The organism is Kitasatospora sp. NPDC056651 (genome assembly GCF_042792155.1).
In the GTDB taxonomy this organism is placed as follows: domain Bacteria; phylum Actinomycetota; class Actinomycetes; order Streptomycetales; family Streptomycetaceae; genus Kitasatospora.
Genome location: NZ_JBHTWX010000005.1, coordinates 99,932 through 117,074, shown reverse-complemented (window position 1 = coordinate 117,074; position 17,143 = coordinate 99,932). Strand labels below are relative to the sequence as shown.

The 17,143-nt window shown below is 69.9% G+C and carries 13 protein-coding genes; 4 read left to right on the top strand and 9 right to left on the bottom strand.

The genetic code is table 11. The features are described 5' to 3' along the window. Positions 1–357 precede the first annotated feature (357 nt). Positions 358–1,503 (top strand): hypothetical protein, encoded by a 1,146-nt coding sequence (locus ACFRAR_RS04550; RefSeq protein WP_380694689.1) that lies wholly within the window; start codon positions 358–360, stop codon positions 1,501–1,503. Between the two features lie 118 nt (positions 1,504–1,621). Here the strand turns inward: ACFRAR_RS04550 and ACFRAR_RS04545 are convergent, their stop codons facing one another. The 3 genes from ACFRAR_RS04545 to ACFRAR_RS04535 all read right to left on the bottom strand — a co-directional run bounded on the left by ACFRAR_RS04545 (position 1,622) and on the right by ACFRAR_RS04535 (position 4,949). Then, on the bottom strand, positions 1,622–1,774 hold the full coding sequence (locus ACFRAR_RS04545; protein ID WP_380694688.1) for a hypothetical protein: 153 nt from the start codon (positions 1,772–1,774) through the stop codon (positions 1,622–1,624). Between the two features lie 91 nt (positions 1,775–1,865). Then, on the bottom strand, positions 1,866–2,033 hold the full coding sequence (locus tag ACFRAR_RS04540; protein ID WP_380694729.1) for a cold shock domain-containing protein: 168 nt from the start codon (positions 2,031–2,033) through the stop codon (positions 1,866–1,868). Positions 2,034–3,239: 1,206 nt separating this feature from the next. Further along, a complete protein-coding gene (locus tag ACFRAR_RS04535; protein ID WP_380694686.1) occupies positions 3,240–4,949 on the bottom strand; it encodes an amidase in 1,710 nt (569 codons plus the stop codon). Between the two features lie 593 nt (positions 4,950–5,542). On the opposite strand from ACFRAR_RS04535, the gene ACFRAR_RS04530 reads away from it, so the two are divergent. After that, positions 5,543–6,586, top strand: a complete 1,044-nt coding sequence (locus ACFRAR_RS04530) for an agmatine/peptidylarginine deiminase (protein WP_380694684.1) — start codon at positions 5,543–5,545, stop codon at positions 6,584–6,586. Positions 6,587–6,627: 41 nt separating this feature from the next. Beyond that, a complete protein-coding gene (locus ACFRAR_RS04525; protein ID WP_380694682.1) occupies positions 6,628–7,968 on the top strand; it encodes a M20/M25/M40 family metallo-hydrolase in 1,341 nt (446 codons plus the stop codon). 127 nt (positions 7,969–8,095) lie between these two features. On the opposite strand, the gene ACFRAR_RS04520 is transcribed toward ACFRAR_RS04525, so the two are convergent. From ACFRAR_RS04520 to ACFRAR_RS04495, 6 genes are all read right to left on the bottom strand, one after another. Beyond that, entirely contained in the window at positions 8,096–9,355 is a 1,260-nt protein-coding gene (locus tag ACFRAR_RS04520) for a phosphatidylserine decarboxylase family protein (protein ID WP_380694680.1), read from the bottom strand. Between the two features lie 318 nt (positions 9,356–9,673). After that, on the bottom strand, positions 9,674–9,949 hold the full coding sequence (locus ACFRAR_RS04515; RefSeq protein WP_380694678.1) for a DUF6508 domain-containing protein: 276 nt from the start codon (positions 9,947–9,949) through the stop codon (positions 9,674–9,676). A gap of 85 nt (positions 9,950–10,034) precedes the next feature. Next, positions 10,035–11,210 carry an ADP-ribosyltransferase gene (locus tag ACFRAR_RS04510; RefSeq protein ID WP_380694676.1) on the bottom strand — a complete coding sequence of 392 codons (1,176 nt, stop codon included), beginning with the start codon at positions 11,208–11,210 and terminating at the stop codon, positions 10,035–10,037. Positions 11,211–11,343: 133 nt separating this feature from the next. Next, positions 11,344–12,117 (bottom strand): hypothetical protein, encoded by a 774-nt coding sequence (locus ACFRAR_RS04505; RefSeq protein ID WP_380694674.1) that lies wholly within the window; start codon positions 12,115–12,117, stop codon positions 11,344–11,346. A 66-nt stretch (positions 12,118–12,183) separates the two neighbouring features. After that, complete coding sequence (locus tag ACFRAR_RS04500) at positions 12,184–13,335, bottom strand: NAD(P)/FAD-dependent oxidoreductase (RefSeq protein ID WP_380694672.1); 1,152 nt, start codon at positions 13,333–13,335, stop codon at positions 12,184–12,186. Then, complete coding sequence (locus ACFRAR_RS04495) at positions 13,332–15,287, bottom strand: LodA/GoxA family CTQ-dependent oxidase (RefSeq protein WP_380694670.1); 1,956 nt, start codon at positions 15,285–15,287, stop codon at positions 13,332–13,334. Before ACFRAR_RS04495 ends, ACFRAR_RS04500 begins: the two co-directional genes overlap by 4 nt. Positions 15,288–15,754: 467 nt before the next feature. Between ACFRAR_RS04495 and ACFRAR_RS04490 the strand changes: the two genes are divergently transcribed. Then, positions 15,755–17,131, top strand: coding sequence for an aminotransferase class I/II-fold pyridoxal phosphate-dependent enzyme (locus tag ACFRAR_RS04490; RefSeq protein WP_380694668.1), 1,377 nt, complete (start codon positions 15,755–15,757; stop codon positions 17,129–17,131). Positions 17,132–17,143: the final 12 nt, after the last annotated feature.

Genomic DNA, 17,143 nt, shown 5'->3' with positions numbered 1-17,143 from the left:
CCAGTTCGAACCCGCCGTCCGAGGGTGCGCCCGCGACCGCCGGCCGGCTGACGGGAGGAGTCCGTCGGAGTGCTGCCCGGCGCTGGAGGCGTGGTCGGGGCGTGCGGTCGCGCGGGGCCCGTCGCGACGGTGTGGAGGGGGTAGTTCCCCTCCCGAGGCCGGGTGTTCGTTCCCGCGTGGCAGGGCTGGTCGGCGTGATCGTCGTGGCCGGTCGGCCCGGTGGCCGGCGGGAAGGAACGCGGGCAGCGCTGGCCGTGTTCGGCCGCCCGGCTGGAGCGGCCCCGACGGAAAGGGAGAAGACCCGTGAGGACACCGTTCACTTCCATAGGCCGGGGAGGGCCGCGACGGCTCCCCGTCGTGCGCGCGGCCTTCGTGGTCCTGGCCGCCACGGCGAGTGGCTTCACCGCGCCGTTCCCCGCGGGGGCGACCGACGCCACGCGGGACGTCTCCCGGACGGTGCTGCAAAGCGGTCAGAAGGCTTTCACGCCGGGCCTGTACATCTTCACGGTCCCGGCCGGGGTGACCCGGATGACCGTGCGCGTCTGGGGCCGTGGCGGCACCGGAGCGGGCGGAGGCGGGGGTGGGGGAGGCGGAGGCGGTGGTGGCGGCGGAAGCTACCCGCCCCTGGTCTCCCAACCGGTCGGTGGCGGTGGTGGTGGCGGCGGTGCGGGCGGCAGCGGTGGGGGCGCTGGTGGCAGCGGCGGCAGCGGCGGCTACACGGAGTGCACGACCGCCGTCACGGCGGGAGACAGGTTCGAGGTCTACGTGGCCGGGCCCGGCAGCCCGCCCGGCGGTGGCGGTGGCGGTGCGGGCGGCCTTGGAGGCGCGGCCGGCACCGTCGTGACCAGCGGCCTGGCCGGCACGGCCGGCGCGGGCGGCGGGGGTGGCGGCGCCGACACCACCGGGCCGATCACCGGGATCGCGGGGCTCAGGACGCGGGTCTTCGCGAAGGCCGGCGGTAACGGGAGCGCCGGGGGATCCGGCTCCGGCGGCGGTGCGGGGCAGGGAGGGGAGAACGGCAAGATCGGCGCGTCGGGTGGTGCCGGTGGTGCCGGCGGCGCCTCCGACACCGCCGGATCAGGGGCTACGGGCGGCGGGTCGGTGTCCGTCTCCCCCATCACGCGCTGTTCGGGGACGCTGACGCAACTGGCCGGCAATCCCGGGACGGCCGGCCAGGCCGGCGCTGCGGGCGGCGACGGCATCACCGGCGGCCAGGGCACGGAGGGCAGCCCCGGTTCGGGCGAGCGCGGCGGTTCGGGCGGCGCCGGCGGAACCGGTTCCACCGGCGCCGCGGCCCCGGTGGCCTCCGTCACCCCGCCCGGCGGTACCGGTGTCGGAGGAAGCGGCGGCAACGGCAGCGCCGGCGGCACGGGAGGCCAGGGAGGAAACGGCGGCGCCCCGAGCCCCAACCCCGGTTCGCAGCCTGGCGGTTCCGGCAACGGTGGTGACACCGGTCAGCGGGGCGGCGCGGGTGGCCCCGGCTACGTCCTGATCACCTGGTAGCCCTGCGCCGCCCGGCCGCTGCCCCGTGGCGACCTTCCGGGAGGCCGCTGCGGGGCGGCGGTCAGGGTGAGGCCGGGGCGGGGTGGGTGCCGAGCCCCGGTGGAGTCCCGAGGGTGCGTCAGAGGGTGCTGAAGTCCATGACGAACTCGGCCGCGTCGATGCTGCTCAGCCCCTTGCTGCACTGCGAGATGTCGGTCAGCGCACCGAGGTCGCCGATGATGGTCGCGCCGGGCAGGACGGTGCTGTCGAGGGATACCGTGCCGTTGATCACGTTGGCGATCTCGCTCTGCGCCCGTCTCCCACGCCTCGCGGATCTTCGCCCGGCCAGGAGGAAGCGCTGTCCGGCGCCGCCGCCGTGACGGTCAGAGGGAGGCACGGGCCTGTGCGAAGGTCACCCGCTGCTCGGCGTCCAGACTCACGGGGCTCCCTCCCATGACGGTGCTGAAGTGGACGAAGACGTCGGCGGTCGAGGCGTCCGGGGTGATGAAGCCGAAGCCCTTCTCGGAGTTGAACCACTTCACCGTGCCCACGGCCCTGCCCCGGGCCCCGGTCGCGGGGCCGGTGCTCGCGGAGGGGAAGGTGAAGGTCGCCTGGGCGCCGGGTGCGGAGCAGGCGAGGGGGAGCGTGCCGGTCGCCAGGACGGGGCTCCGGAACGGGGCGCTCTCGTCGGCGGTGATGGTGCCGGTGCCGGCAGCAGGGCAGGTGAACCCGCCGGTGACCGCCAGGTTGCCGCTCTGGTCCGGGGCCGCGCCGTCGAGGGAGACCTCGCCCACCCGGTTGTCGAGCAGCATGACCTGGTCGTAGCCCAGCGGAGTGCCGAGGACGCTGTTCAGCGTGACGGTCACCGTGATCTCGTTGCCCCAGTCGCGGCCCGACCCCAGCAGCCCGTTGACGACCTGGCCGCTGACCGGCCGGCCGGTGGGACCGTTCACGCAGGTCACCGGGACGGTCTGCGATCCGGAGCCGCCGGCGGTGTCCGTGGCGGTGACCGTGAGGCCGGCGACCAGCATGGACCTCTCGCAGGAGTAGCTGCCGGTCCAGGACAGGACGCTCCCGGACGCGCTCGCGGTGGCGATCTCCACCCCGTCACTCGCCGGTTCCGCCGCGCGAGCGGGGCCCGCCAGCGCCACAACGAGGGCGATCGCCCCGAGAGGCACCGCCACACGTCGCACCAGCGGACCTCGACGTGCCATGCACCGTGCCACGTGAACCGAGGCATCCATCCGTCCATCCGTTCCTGGGTCCGACTTGTGGAGCCATCGTCACAGCCGGAACCCCTCGACGCACGCCCTGCGTGGAGGAAACGGGCGACGGTGCGGTCCACGGTGGCGGTGCCCGGGTGGCGTGTGCGGAGGAAGAGGCCGTGGTGGGTGCGGGAGAACCAGAGCTGGACGGCGTCGGCGAGGGTGACGCGGTTGATGTGATGGGGGTTGCGTGCCCGTGGGGGCTCGCCGGTGGTGCTGACCGCGCGGTAGTCGAGACCGGAGAGCATGAACAGGTCGCCGCCGGTGTGCCGCAGTCGGCCCTCCAGGGTGGTGACCGTGGAGGCGAGGGGCAGCCGGGCTGCGGGGAGCGCGGCGGTGAGGCTGGCGGCGTTCTGGAGGTCGAGTGCCACTGGTGCGACGGTGGTGAACCAGCCGACCGCGCGGGCCAGTTGTGGGTGGTGCCGAGTGGGCAGGGGCCCCAGCAGCCGAAGCGGCGGAGGTGTACGGCGGCGAGTGCGGCCCGACATGGTCCTACTTCCGGGGCGTGCGCGGGGGTTCGGTTCGCCGCTGCCCGGTTGCCTCGAAGGCGGCGGCCAGGCGCAGCAGGGTGTTGTCGGAGTAGGCGGGTCCGGCGAAGGTGAGTCCTACGGGCATCCCGAGGTCCGTCATGGTGCCCATGGGGACGGTGACGGTGGGGATGCCGAGGTGGCGGGGTACGAGGTTGCCGTTGGCCACCCATACGCCGTTGGCCCAGCCGTGGTCGGCGGTGCGGGGGTTGACGTCCATGTCGGCGGCGGCGACGTCGGCCACCGCCGGGAACACGACCACGTCCAGGCCCTGTTCCTTCATCCAGGTCTCCAGGTCCAGTTGGCGTGTGCGCTCCAGCCCCTTGAGGCCGTCGGCCAGGTACGGGAGCTTGGCGAGTGGTACCCCCTTCAGGTCGCGGGCCAGCTGGGGGTAGTCGTCCAGGCGGTCGTAGCGGTCGGGCAGTGAGCCTGGCGGGTGGGGGAAGATCTGGCTCCCGTCGACGTGGACGATGGTGTCCAGCTTCGGGTCGCCGTTGGCGTCGACGAAGTCCTCCCACGACCAGGCCGCGAGCTCCGCGACCTCGTAGTGCAGGTACGCGGAGGGAACCAGGCCCCGGTCGGCGATGGTGGGGGCTCCGGGGCGGTCGCCCTCGTAGTTGCTCACGGCCGGGAAGGCGACCTCGGTCACGACGGCTCCGGCCGTCTCCAGGTCGGCTCGCGCCGCGGTCCACAGCGCGATCACGGAGGCGGGGGTGAAGATGCGGCGCCCCATGGGGCCGCCTATCCCGGCTCCCGTGCCGGTGCCCGCGTCGGGGTCGGTGTTGATGTACATGCGCGGCACGCCGACCCTGATGCCCCGTAGGCCCTTGCGCGCCTCCTCGGCGTCCTTCGGCGCGAGAGCCGGGTAGGAGGCGGGGCGTACGGCACTGCTCCTCGGGATCGTCACCCAGGGTTGGACGCGCCAGAAGTCCCCGCGTGTCCGGGTGTCGTCGGCGACGATGACGTCGAGGATTTCGAGGAGGTCGGCCATGGTGCGGGCGTGCGGGACCACGACGTCCATGCTGGGTACCAGCGGCCAGTTCCCGCGCACCGAGATGACTCCGCGCGAGGGCGTGTAGGCGCAGAGGGCGTTGTTGGAGGCCGGGCCGCGCCCGCTGGACCAGGTCTCCTCGCCCAGCCCGAACGCGCAGAAGCTCGCCGCCGTCGCGGTGCCCGAGCCGTTGGAGGAGCCGGAGGCGAAGGGGGCGGTGAGGAAGGCGCCGTTGTACGGGCTCTCCGCGCGTCCGTAGAGGCCGCGTTGCATGCCGCCGTTGGCCATGGGCGGCATGTTCGTGAGCCCCAGGCAGATCGCGCCGGCGGCGCGCAGGCGCTCGATGGTGAACGCGTCGTGTTGGGCGTGCAGTTCGGCGAACGCCGGTGAGCCGGCCGCGGCGGTCAGTCCGCGCACCAGGTAGCTGTCCTTGGCGGTGTACGGGATCCCGTCCAGCGGACCCAGCACCCTCCCGGCCGCGCGGCGTTCGTCGGAGGCCGCCGCCTCGGGGTTGTGGACCACGATGGCGTTCAGAGTCGTGGGCGTGCCTGGTGCGTCGTAGGCCGTGATGCGCGCCTGATAGGCGCGCACCAGTTCGACGGCGGTGGTGCGCCTGTTGGCCAGTGCGGCCCGGAGCTGGGCGATCGAGGCCTCGACCACGTCGAAGGGTTCGGGGGGTGCCATGAGCTGACCTCCATGGCGAGGGTGCGGAACGGTGGGGGAGTCTGGGTCGCCCACGGTGGGAGGGTTTCAGGCTATCGAAGGGCGTGTTGACGCGCGCCCGCGACCACTCGCGCAACGAACGGGCCACGGAGCCGACTTACGGGGCCACCGGACTCGACCGGAGCCGTGCTCGGCCTCCGCCTCCACCCAGTTCGGTCGTGTGCCCCCGTCGCCCGGTGGGCCAGGTGGCTCGGGAACGCTCGAAGCGGGGCATGTGTGGTGCGGGCCCGGACCGCACCGGTGATGTGCCGGGTTCGCGGCCGGGCCCCGGTCGGCCGGGTTCGTCACCCTGCGTCGAAGCTGCCGCTGACTCCACGTAGGGCAGATGCCGACTGATGTCACACCATGTCACAGGTGTACTCACCGTGGTTCACTCGAATGGAGTAGGGGAGACGCCTGTTGGGGGGTAGCCTTCGGCGGACGTCGTTCCTAGGGTGGAAGGAGGGGAGGCAGCGAAGAACAGGTTCGGGCGACGCACCGTGGCCACTCCTTCGACTTCTTCGGCCCTGAAGGTGTGGGCGTGGTTTCGTGTCGCGGAGCGGGACGGAGGAGTAATGAGCGACACGGCAGGCGGCGGGTGGCGCATGCCCGCTGAGACCGACCGCCAGGCGCGCACCTGGATGGCCTGGCCCACCCCCGGCTACAGCCTCGGTGAGAAACCCGATGAGGCGCGCCGGGCCTGGGCGGCCGTCGCCAACACGATCGTCGAGCACGGCGGGCAGCCCGTCACGATGCTGGTGACGGAGAGTGAGAAGGAGCATGCCAAGCAGCTGCTGCGCGGGGCCGATCTTCTGGAACTGGAGCACGACGACGGGTGGGCGCGGGACACCGGTCCGACCTTCGTGGTCAACACCGCCACGAGGAGGCTGGGCGCGGTCGACTTCGTGTTCAACGGGTGGGGTGCGCAGGACTGGGCCCGCTGGGCCTGGGACGCAAGGGTGGCGACCGCCATCGCCGGCCGGGTCGGAGCGGAGATCATCCCGTCCGAGATGGTGGCGGAAGGCGGAGGGTTCCACACTGACGGGCAGGGGACCTTCCTGGTCACCGAAACGGTGATGCTGGACCCGTACCGGAACCTGGGGTGGACCCGGGAGCGGGTCGAGGAGAGCTTCAGCCGGGCCTTCGGCGACTGCACGCTGATCTGGCTGCCTCGCGGACTGACCCGCGATTACGAGCGGTACGGCACGCGCGGTCACGTCGACATGCTCGCCACCTTCGCCGCGCCCGGTCAGGTCCTCGTCCACAGCCAGAGCGCCCCCGAGCACCCGGACCACGAGGTGTCACGGCGGGCCGTGGAGATCCTGAAGAAGGCCACCGACGCCCAGGGCCGGTCGCTGAAGGTGACCGAGGTGCCGGCGCCGAAGACGCTGCGCGACGGGTGCGGGGAGTGGCTCGACTGGAGCTACATCAACCACGTCGTGTGCAACGACGCGATCGTCGCCTGCAACTTCGGCGATGCCAACGACGCGGCGGCGAACGGGATGCTGGAGGCGGCCTACGGGCGGGAGGTCGTGGCGGTCGACGCCCGACCGCTGTTCGAACGCGGTGGTGGCGCCCACTGCATCACCCAGCAGCAGCCCCAACTGCCGCCGGCCTGAGCCCCGGGTGTGAACAGGGAATCACTTCAGGAGGTACGGCCATGAAAGACATCGACATGGACCGCCTGGTCAAGGACCTCAGCGAGTTGATCACGTTCCGGTCGGTCTACAACCCGAAGGACACCAAACCGGTGAAGGACGCCGCCCAGCACTGCGTCGACCTGCTGAAGGGCGCGGGTGTCACCGATGTCGAGCAGAAGAGCATCGGCGATCCTCCAGACCAGCACGCTCCGCTGGTGTACGCCCGCTGCGGACCGGACGACGCCCCCGAGGGCGCGCCCAGGGTGCTGCTCTACTCGCACTACGACGTGGTCGAGGCCGGCAGCTGGGGAGATGCGGCGTGGAATCCGACGAAGAAGGACGGCCGCCTCTACGGGCGGGGCTCGGCCGACGACAAGTCCGGCGTCATGATGCACCTCGGCACCCTGCGGGCCTTCGAGGGCAAGCCTCCGGTCCCCCTGACGATCGTCCTGGAGGGCGAGGAGGAGTCCGGCGACACCTTGGAGGACTTCGTCGGGAGTCACCCCGAGCTGTTCAAGGCGGACGTCATCGTCGTCGCCGACTCAGGCAACTACAAGCTCGGCAAACCGACGCTCACCACCAGCCTGCGCGGCGTGGTGGCGGTGGACGTCACGGTCAGCACCTTGAAAAAGCCGGTGCACAGCGGTGTGTACGGAGGCCCGGTGCCGGATGCCTTCATGGCGCTGGTGCGGATGCTCGCCCCACTGCTCGACGAGAAGGGCGATGTCGCGGTACACGACCTGGATCAGACACCTCTCACACGGGACCGGACGGTCGAGGAGAGCGAACTCCGGGAGGACGCGGGTGTCCTTCCGGACGTGAACCTGATCGGCACCGACACGATCGCCAACCTGCTTCATGCGAAGCCGTCCGTCAATGTGGTGGGACTGAGCGGTCCTCCGCCGATGTCCGCCCCGCTCAACCAGCTGACGGATACGGCCACCGCCCGCGTCAGCCTGCGCATCGCGCCCACCCAGGATCCGAAGAAAGCCGTCGACGCACTGAGGCAGTTCCTCGACCAGCCCGCCCTGAACCCATGGCACGCCGAGGTCACCATCAAGGAGGCGGACTCCGGCCCGGGCTACCTGGAGGGAACCCCGAAACCGGACTACCTCCCGCAGGCGCAACAGGCGATGAGCAAGGCCTATGGTGCGTCGGCCGAGTTCACCGGCGACGGTGGGGCGATTCCCCTGGTCACCCAGCTCCAGGTGACCAATCCGGACGCGACGGTGCTCGTGATCGGTTGCGAGGAGCCGAAGTGCAACATCCACTCTTCGCCCGAGAGCGTCGACCTCGGTGAACTCGAGAAGATGACGCTCGCTGAGGCCTACCTGCTGGACCTCCTGGGCAAGGCCGAATAGCAGGGTGGCCGCGAGGCGATTGTCCCTTGACAGTCCCGAGAGCGATGCCCGCGATGTCGTAGCCGTGCCCTCGCGCCATGAACGCCCCGACCCGGAAGCCGGGCCGGGGCGTTCAGTCACAGGCGGTTCACTGCCGTAGCGTCGCGACCTTGGCGTTGACGAGGATGTTGGAATCGCCCGGGAACTTCGTTGGGACGAAGTCGAGGTCGACGCCCGGGCCGAAGATCAGGCAGTGGGTGGAACCGCCGTAGTGGAACGATCCGAGCTGGTCTCCACGCTTGACCTTGTTCCGGCCCTCCTCCGGCCCCACCGTGACCTCGCAGGAGGACACCTCGGCCATGCCGATGGCGACGAAGGCCATCAGCCCGACGGCCGGCGCCGTGGCCTCGATGTAGACCACCGCGCGGGCGGCGAGGTGGGCGATGTATCCCTGGGAGAGATCGGGGGCGGCGACGTCACACAGCGCCGCTGGCGTCTGGGAGTAGTACGTGCCGGGGATGTTGCGGACGGCCTTGACGGTGCCGTCGACGGGGCTGTGCCAGCGGTGGTAGTTGAGGGCGCTGAGGAACGCCTGGTAGACGGTGCCTCCGACGAAGTGATCGGCGTCGGGCTCGGCCGGGCCCTTGTGGGCGGAGTCGAGCAGGAAGTCGAGGGCGTACGGCTGGCCCTTGACCCAGAAGTTGTCCCGCAGCTTGACGTTGCGGGCCAGCCGGTAGGGCACGGACTCGGCCGCGCTGGTGACGGTCCCGGGGGCCGTGTCGACGGGCCGTGCGTCCGGCCGGAGCCGACGGGTGAAGAAGTCGTCCCACGAGGTGAAGCCGTAGTGCTCCGCGTCGGGGTCGCACACGAAGGTCTTCGTGAAGTCCGGCATCCTGGCAAGGGCTTCCTGGCTGAACCAGTGGTTCTCCTTCTCGTCGAGCACGTAGGTCGACGCAGGGCTCTTCAGGTACGTGCTCCACTCGTGGAGGATGGCTTCGAGGTGTGCGTTGACCTTGTCGTCGAGGAACGCGGCGAAGCCGGCCTGGGTGCCCATGGCCCAGTTCAGGATCGCGTTGATCGGGAAGCCGACGAGTCCGGACCCGTTGAACTCGGGTGCGGTCTGGATGACGTTGTCGAACAGCAGCAGCAACTGGTCGACCGTCTCCACCTGGGGGTAGCCGGTCGGCGTCTCGCGATGGGAAAGCTGCGACAGCATCTCGTTGAAGAGCATGTAGATCTTCGGATCGTTGTTGATCAGGTCGCGGAGGGCGGCGACGGAGGGTTTCAGCTCCCTGTCCGCAGTGGTGGCCCCGTCGAGTGCCCTGATCTGTTCGTGCAGCCAGTCCCTGAGAACCGCCGGGTCGTGCGGGAGCCAGTCGCCCGCGCGGACGGGGGAGAAGAGTTTCATGGGATGTCCCAGCGTGTGGGGGTGTGGCCTGCCCCGGATGAGCCTTGCCCCGTCGACGGGGGCGGTGAGCCTCAGTCCGGCTGGTGTCCGGCGAAGGGCGGCGTGCGGGCAGACCCTGGTCCTTCCACCGTAGCCAGGACGCCGGGTGAGTGGCGAGGGCTGCTGCTCCCGGACGGGAGGAGGCGTGAGTACGGTCGGTCAAGGGCGGGACAGGAACTCACCTGGTGTCACCAGAACCGGCTCCATAGCGTGTTCGGCTCCCCCGGCCGGCCTGCCGGGGGAGCCGTGCTCGGTGTCCGTTCGTCGTCCGGGGGTGGTTCACAGCTCGTCGTTGTCCGCCAGGGTCTGGAGGCGGTCGACGATGGCGGAGAGGATTCCCGTCTCCTCGATGCTCTCGAGGTGGCCGCCGACGAAGCGGTTGAGGCGTAGGTGGGTGGTGATGGTCCGGCGGAGGTCGGTGGCCCCGGCCGAGGCGATGAACGCGGGGTCGGAGATCCGGTCGTCCCGGTACGGCTCCCAGCTCTTCCAGTCGAAGCCCGCCTCGTTGGGGCAACAGGGCGTGGCGGCGGCCATGAACTGCTCGGCGGGGGTCATTCCCATCGGAGGCGGGGCCGCGTCGGGCTCTCGCGTTGCCCGGTGGTACCGGGCGACGATCGCGCGGGCCGAATCCGGTGTCAGCTCAGGCATCGTGAGGCCCTCCGCACGGATCGGCCACGACCTCGTGGACGCCGAACTGCCAGGCATCGGCGCTGACCAGCTTGACGGTGTCCACCTGGTAGGTGAATTCGCGGTGGAAGAGCACTTCGTCCTCGTCACGGAAGACCGAGTAGTCCCACACCTCGACGCCGGTCTTGCCGTCGATGGTGGTCTGGGTGTTCACACCCTGCCCTGTGAAGGGTTTGTCGGTCGACGCACTCGTGTAGGCGGTGTTGGTGATCTGATGGCCCACCGTCTGCTGTTTGAGCCGCGCATCGGACATGTGCTCGCCGCGCAGGCTCTTTCCGGCGTGGACCTTCATGTTCCACAGGCCGGAGTCGATGGCTTCCACGAGGGGGAACATCCTGCGCCAGTCCGGGCCCGTGGGGCCTTGGCGCAGCACCCCGTTGATCTGCGTGTAGTAGTTCGTCGTGTAGACGCAGACCGCCAGGGCCTGGCGGTAGGTGAGCGACGCCGGCAGCTGGGTGCCGTCGATGTGCTTCCGGGCACACTCGACGCAGTCTCGGTAGGGGTCGGGGAGATCCAGCTCGAAGACTTTGTCGTAGTCGTCCTTGATCGCGATGAACGTGGGGCCGAGCCTGCTGCCTGCGTCCTGGGTCAGCGCAACGACCTTCACGGTGGACAGCTGCGTGGTGTTCGACGACCCGTAGTGCGCGGCCGCCCACGTGAGGGCCGACAGCGCGTCGGCGGGATCCGCACCGCGCGTTCCGGCGCACACCAGCGGGGTGGCGACGCTGACCGGGGTGGAGGGGGAGAAACAGGCGAGCGCCTGGAAGACGGACCAGGCGGCTGCCAGGGCGTCGGCGAGCGGATCGGCCGGTTCGAAGACCAGGATCCGCTTGAAGCGGATCCCGGGCCCCGGGGCCGCCACCGGCTGCGAGATCCAGCACGGCAGGAGCGGCCGGTAGTCGGCGGCCTTGTGCTGTGCGAGGGCTTCGACGGAGACGCCCGCCTGGGCGAGCGCGCCGACCAGGGTTCCCGGTGTCGGGGTGTAGTCGTCGGGCAGGCACGAGACGACCAGGACGTCGACCTCGTCGGTCGATGCCAGCTGGGTCAGGTCCCCCCACAGGAACTGGACCGTGCGTTTGTCGGTGCCTGGATGGTCGACGGTGAAGCTGTCGATCGGTGTCAGGGGCATGGAGCGTCCGCCTCGGGGTGCTCGGATGACGCCGCGGGAGGGAGACCCACGGTGGTTGGGAGGGCTACGGCCCCGGCGTTTGGGGAGACCATCGCCGCGCCACAAGGCCGGCGTCGTGTTCGTGCTTCGTCCGTCACGGTTTCGCGGTGTTGAGGCTGGTGCTGTTCCACCACAGCTGCACGCCGACGGTGAGGGACACGTCGGTGGCTGTCCCGCCCGCTCGAGGTGTCAGCTTGCCCTGGTAGGCGGTGTTCTCGGTGAACGGGCTGATTTGTTCGTTCAGCGGAACTCCGTCGACGAGGGTGTCGCGGACCGACGGGACGGTGACCTGAGGGACCTTGTCGAGGATGTCCTGGGTCAGCGACGGGGTCGTGGTGACCTGGAGTACTTCGTCCCAGTGGTCGGGCTTGGCCAGTTTGTGGGCGAGGAAGGTCTCTTTGGTGGTGCCGAAGACCAGCCCGGTGAAGTGCGGCGGGTACGGAGTGTCGCCGATCGGTGCGAAGTACCGCATGCCGGAGGGGAGGATCCGCACGGTGGTGACAGGGTTCTTGCTGTCCTTCAGGCCCTCGAACTTTCGGTCCCCGGTGGCCACGTCGACCCATACACGTTCGACCAGCGCCTTGAAGGAGGTCCTCTTGCCGGATTCGATGTCCGTGAGCGGGAACGGGTCCTCGGGGTCGGCGGCCAGGGAGTGGTACCGCTTCTTGCCGGGGGGAATCGGGGCTTTGAGATCGTCGAGGTACGCCGTTCGCGCGGCCTCGTCGGTGAAATCGATCGTGAGCACCACCTGGAACGCGTGAGCGGGCACGTGGAACAGGGCGAGGTGGTAGGCGACGAGATCGGTCTGTCCGAGCAGGATGAACCGGTGCGCTCCGCTGGGGGAGTCGTGGTCCGGGGTGGGGGTCATGGTGTCCTCCGCGGGCGGGGTTGTCGGTGTGCGGGTCCGTGGCAGCGCGGGGCGCCGCTCAGGGGTTCATCCGGCGGCCGGTGCCCGTGGGTGTTGGCGCCGCTGCCAGAACGGGTGGGTGGACCAGCGTTCCTCCCAGGAGTGGACGGCGCGGTGGCCGGCCAGGTAGCTGTCGAAGGTCGTGTGCAGCTGCGCCGTGTAGCGGCCGGTCGCGTCGTGCTCGCCGTTCAGGTGGGCGTCCACAGCCTCGGCGGCGCACTTGCCGGTGTAGAGGGCACTGAGGACGCCCTGGGAGGAGACGGGGTCGTAGGCGGTCGCGGCGTCGCCGACGGCGATCCATCCCTCGCCCGCCGCCGGTTCCAGCCGGGCGGTGTGGGCGGCGCAGCGACGCGGCACGTCTCCGGGGTGGGGCGGGCGGCCCTTGGCGCGGGCGGCGAGGTGGGGGGCGGTGGCGAGCCGGTCGAGGAACACCTCCGGGGTGGTGAGGGCCGGTGGGGTGAGGTCGCTGTCGGTGAAGTAGGCGACGAGGCGTCCGGTGGGGTGGCAGGGCGCGGTGTACCACCATCCGTCGGGCGCGGATTCGACCAGGGACCGGTTCTCGCCGTCGCGTGGGTCGGGGGCGAGCCGGAGGTGGACGGCGACGAGGCGGTCGTAGCGGTGGCGTACGGCTCCGCAGTGCACGGCGATGCGGGCGCGTCGGCCGGTGGCGTCGATCAGCCAGCGGCAGCGTACGGTGCGGCGCGCGCCGGTGGCGGTCAGCGTGACCTGCCAGTCGCCGTCGGGCAGGCGTGCCGGTCTTCCCACGGTGGTGCGTTCGGCGACCAGCGCGCCGCGGGCGAGGGCGTGGGAGCGCAGCAGGTGGTCGAAGGCGGGCCGGTCGAGGTGCCAGCCGTGGCCGTGGGGGTCGTTGATGAAGTGGACCTGCTGCGGGTGGGGTGATCCCCACGCGGAGAGGACGCCGTGGCACGGGCGGTGGCCGCGGTCGAGTTCGCGGGGGTCGATGCCGAGGTCGTGCAGCAGCATTCGGGCGGCCGGGACGAGGGATTCGCTCGTTTTCGGCGGCCCGGTGTGCGCGTCGGCGAGCAGGACGCTGCGCCCGGCCCGGGCCAGTGTGATGGCCGCGGCGGCGCCGGCAGGTCCGCCGCCGGCGATCACGGCGTCGAAGCGGTCCCGGTGGTGGGGGCGGCGCCCGGTGGCGGGCGCCGCCGCGGTGGTCATCCGCTGTTCCGGAAGGGGTCGACCTTGGCGATGTAGCCGGCCGAGATCTCCTCGGGATCGTATTCCGTGTTCTGGACGACCTGTTCGACGGCCCGCTGGTTCGCGTCGGCGCGCCCGGCCTCGTCGGCCGCGGCGGGGCCGGCTTCGGGGACGTGGACGTTGACCAGGTTTCGGCGGTCGTGGACCTTGGGGAGGCCGGGTGTGGACTCCGCGAGGATGTGGTCGGGGAACTTCTTGTCCCCGGCCGTGTACTGGTGGGTCTCGACGACGCCGAACTTGGCCCACCAGTCGACCATGTCCTGCAGGCCCTTCTGTTTGTCCGGGTTCAGGAAGCGGTGCCAGACCGCGCGCTGGGCGAATGCCAACTCCCGCTGGTCGTCGTCGGCGTTCTTGTTGTTGACGACGTCGAAGTCCTCTTCCTTCAGGACCTGGTTGGGTACCCGGGCGGGCCAGAAGGACGGGAGGTAGGGGCTGTAGCGGGCGCCGATGTTGACGGCGATCTCGTAGCCGGAACGGCAGCTCGCGGTGTCGGTCTGCCAGGGGACACCCATCCAGCGGGTGAGGTCGCCCGGGCCCTGGGCGTACAGCGGGCCGTCGGCGGCCAGCGCCTTGTCGGGTGTGAGGTAGGGCCCGTAGTCCGGGTCTTGGCCGTCGGTGCGGTGCAGGATGCGGAAGGGCTCCTGGTAGAGCGTGTGGTGGCGGATGGGCCAGGTGACCTCGCAGCCCGGGTGGAAGGCGTCGGCGAGGCAGTATTCCAGCGCCGCCCGGTCGAGCAGCCCGGGTTGCAGGGCAGGGGGTGCCTTGTCGAGATCAGGCTGGGGTGTGTAGGGCGTAGTGTCGAACGTCCCGTCCACCCACAGTGCGAGCAGTTTGTCCTGCGTATCGGTGAGCACGCCGTGCTGCAGGGGGGACTTCGGCTTGCTGGACATGGCGTCCCCGTAGAGCCAGGGCCAGGGCAGTGGTGACATGCCGTCGCGCGTGTAGTTGCGCATGTGGTAGTACACGCGCTGCCGCTGGTCCTTGTGCTGGGGTTTGTTGCTGCCGAGCGTGGCGAGGACCTGAGGGGAGGAGAAGTCGTTGGGGCCCTGCCATCCGTACTCGGCTGCGAAGCCCTCGTTGACCCACTGGTGCCCGGTGAACCGCAGCAGCAGCGGCTTGATGTGTTCGTCGAACGTCACCTTGGCGGGGAAGGGCAAGTCCTTATTCTGTACGAAGAGGTCGTAGAGCAGGTCGTAGAGCGTCACGATGCCCTTGACGTCCGGTGCGTAGTTCGGCGGCGCGACCACCACCCAGGCCGGCGTCGCCGTGAAGGACTTGTCGCCGATCTTCACCTCGGCGGTCACCGGGCCGTCGGAGATGTCGTCGTACCAGCCCTCGTTGTTGCCGAACGTCGTGAGTGCGGTCTTGGGGTTGGTGAAGGAGTCGGAGTGCCCCTGGCCTCCCAGAACCACGAGCCGGCCGGCCTCGTCGGTTCGCAGTTCGCCCAGGTACACCGCGGTCCCGTCGACGGTCCCCTTGTCGAACGTCTTGCCGCTCTGGCCCGTTCCGGAGATCGACTGTGGGGGCGGCGTGTTCTTGAGCTTGCTCCGGTCCGCGAAGGTTGCGTTGCGTCGGACGAAATCCTCGTCCGGGAGGGCCTTGACATCCGGAATGTCCAGCGCGAGTGAGAACTTGTACCAGGCCGCCTTCTTGTTCGCCAGCTGGGCGGTCCAGGTGACTGCGGCATCGCCCTGCCCGTGCTTGATCTCGCCGACGACGTTGTCGTCCTTGTCGTAGCCGTAGACGCGGAACCGTGCGGCCTGCCTCCTGATCGTGGCGGGGCCGTCCTTCGAGAATCCCGGCGCCTTGGGCGTTTCGTCCGGGCTCTCGGGCCCGTAGAAGAACTTCTCGCTGTTCCCGACCCGTGCGATACCGATCGCGGGGTGGATCTTCACGTAGGCGATGTCCGTCATGGCGTTCTCCAGGAATGATCGCGGGAATCACCGGAAACCGGGGAATTGTTCCGCCGCCCCCTGGTCTGCGGGCCGTCCACGCGACCGCCCCACGGTCCGCGGAACAAGGACGCCGCACGATGTCCGGCAGCTTCACGACCGAAGGGGCCTCCCGGGGCACAGTGCGTGAATCCCCATGCGTGGACGGGATTTCAGAGAAGGGGGCGCAAGGCCCCGGGGCGGTCCACGGGCACGGCGCGACGGTGTGCGGAACCCCTGACCACGATAGGCACATCCCGTCTCCGACCGCACTCGGAGGACCGGGCCACGACGGGGACACGCCGACCGGTGGAAGCCCGGTCACGTCCCGCCTTGCCCGCATGCGCCGCCGTCCGTCACTTGCACGGGGTATCAGGGCAGGGGAGTTCATGTGCCGAAGGAAGACAGAGGGACGGAGAGGCCGTCCGACAGCACGTGAGGGTCGAAAGATGACGCAGACGATGACAGGAACCGGCGAGCGCCAGGACACGGATGCCGCCGCCGGCACGATCGCCAGACGTGCGGTGGCGATGGAGCGGTTGCGGCGCATCGCCGATCCCGAGGAGCGCGTGGTCGCCTACGCGGCCGCCGCCGAGGAGAAGGTGATCAACCTCGGTATCGCGAACAACGTCCTGCTGTTCCAACTGCTGCACGACAACGTCTTCTCGAAGGTGTCCTTGACAGAGGAGGACGCCAAGTACGTGGCGCCGCCCTACGGCGTACAGGACCTGCTCGACCCGATCACCGCGTTCCTCCGGCAACGGTTCTCGCCCGGCATCGACCCCGCGTACGACGTCTACGCGACCGCCGGCGGCTCGGGGGCGCTGGAGTCACTGGCGTTCGCCCTGATCCACGGCGGCGTCCTGGCACCGGGGGACCGGGTGCTGCTGCCGGCACCGTTCTGGCCCGGGTTCCTGTGGTGCTTCGAACAGCGCCCCGGACTGAAATGCGTGCCCGCGCGCCTGGACGGGAACGACCAGTTCACCTTGACGTTGGACGCGCTCAAGCGGGCCTACGACAACTCTCCCGACCCCAAGCCCAAACTGCTCGTGCTGACCAACCCCCACAACCCACTCGGTGTCAACTACGAGAAGAAGCTGCTGGAAGAAATCTGCCGCTGGGCGCTCGACAAGCAGATGCACATCGTCTCCGACGAGATCTACTCCCACTCCCAGAGCACCGGAACGGACGGCTTCACCAGCGTCCTGTCCCTGGACGCCTACGCCACCGCCCCCGACCGCTTCCACCTGGTCTACGGACTGACCAAGGACTTCGGGCTGTCCGGGTTCCGCATCGGGCTGCTGGTCTCCAAGTCGAACAATGTCCGCAAGGTCATGCAGGGCGACGAGACGTGGAAGTCGCTGGCGTGGTTCGGCCCCCTAGACTCCCTCAAGACCGCCTACGTACGCCAGCTCTTCGGTACCACGAAGGAACCGAGCGACTTCCCCGCCACGCTGATGAAGGACTACCGCAAGAACCTCAAGGACGCGCACGACCGTGCCGCGACCACGCTCAAGGACAAGAAGATCCGCTACGTCGGCCAGGACGAACAGTCCCGCAACGCCGCCCAGTTCTTCCTCCTCGACCTGAGCGCGTACCTGGACAAGAAGTTCCCCGAAGGCCTGGACCTCCTCTACCACGAGATCGACCCGCGCGAAGCCCTCCTGGAGGCGTACCTGCGCAACGACGCCAAGGTCCTGCTCCTGCCCGGCGGGGACATGCACTGCCCGCGCCCGGGCTACTTCCGGCTGTGCTACACCGCCGACACGCCCGACAACGTCAACACGGCGATCACCGACATCGCGGCATCACTCGCGAAGCTCTGAGCCGCGCCCTGA

What these genes read in the sequence shown, in the direction of transcription:
- ACFRAR_RS04535 (WP_380694686.1), bottom strand. Translation starts at nt 4,949, where the DNA reads ATGGCACCCCCCGAACCCTTCGACGTGGTCGAGGCCTCGATCGCCCAG.
- ACFRAR_RS04530 (WP_380694684.1), top strand. Translation starts at nt 5,543, where the DNA reads ATGAGCGACACGGCAGGCGGCGGGTGGCGCATGCCCGCTGAGACCGAC.
- ACFRAR_RS04525 (WP_380694682.1), top strand. Translation starts at nt 6,628, where the DNA reads ATGAAAGACATCGACATGGACCGCCTGGTCAAGGACCTCAGCGAGTTG.
- ACFRAR_RS04520 (WP_380694680.1), bottom strand. Translation starts at nt 9,355, where the DNA reads ATGAAACTCTTCTCCCCCGTCCGCGCGGGCGACTGGCTCCCGCACGAC.
- ACFRAR_RS04515 (WP_380694678.1), bottom strand. Translation starts at nt 9,949, where the DNA reads ATGACCCCCGCCGAGCAGTTCATGGCCGCCGCCACGCCCTGTTGCCCC.
- ACFRAR_RS04510 (WP_380694676.1), bottom strand. Translation starts at nt 11,210, where the DNA reads ATGCCCCTGACACCGATCGACAGCTTCACCGTCGACCATCCAGGCACC.
- ACFRAR_RS04505 (WP_380694674.1), bottom strand. Translation starts at nt 12,117, where the DNA reads ATGACCCCCACCCCGGACCACGACTCCCCCAGCGGAGCGCACCGGTTC.
- ACFRAR_RS04500 (WP_380694672.1), bottom strand. Translation starts at nt 13,335, where the DNA reads ATGACCACCGCGGCGGCGCCCGCCACCGGGCGCCGCCCCCACCACCGG.
- ACFRAR_RS04495 (WP_380694670.1), bottom strand. Translation starts at nt 15,287, where the DNA reads ATGACGGACATCGCCTACGTGAAGATCCACCCCGCGATCGGTATCGCA.
- ACFRAR_RS04490 (WP_380694668.1), top strand. Translation starts at nt 15,755, where the DNA reads ATGACGCAGACGATGACAGGAACCGGCGAGCGCCAGGACACGGATGCC.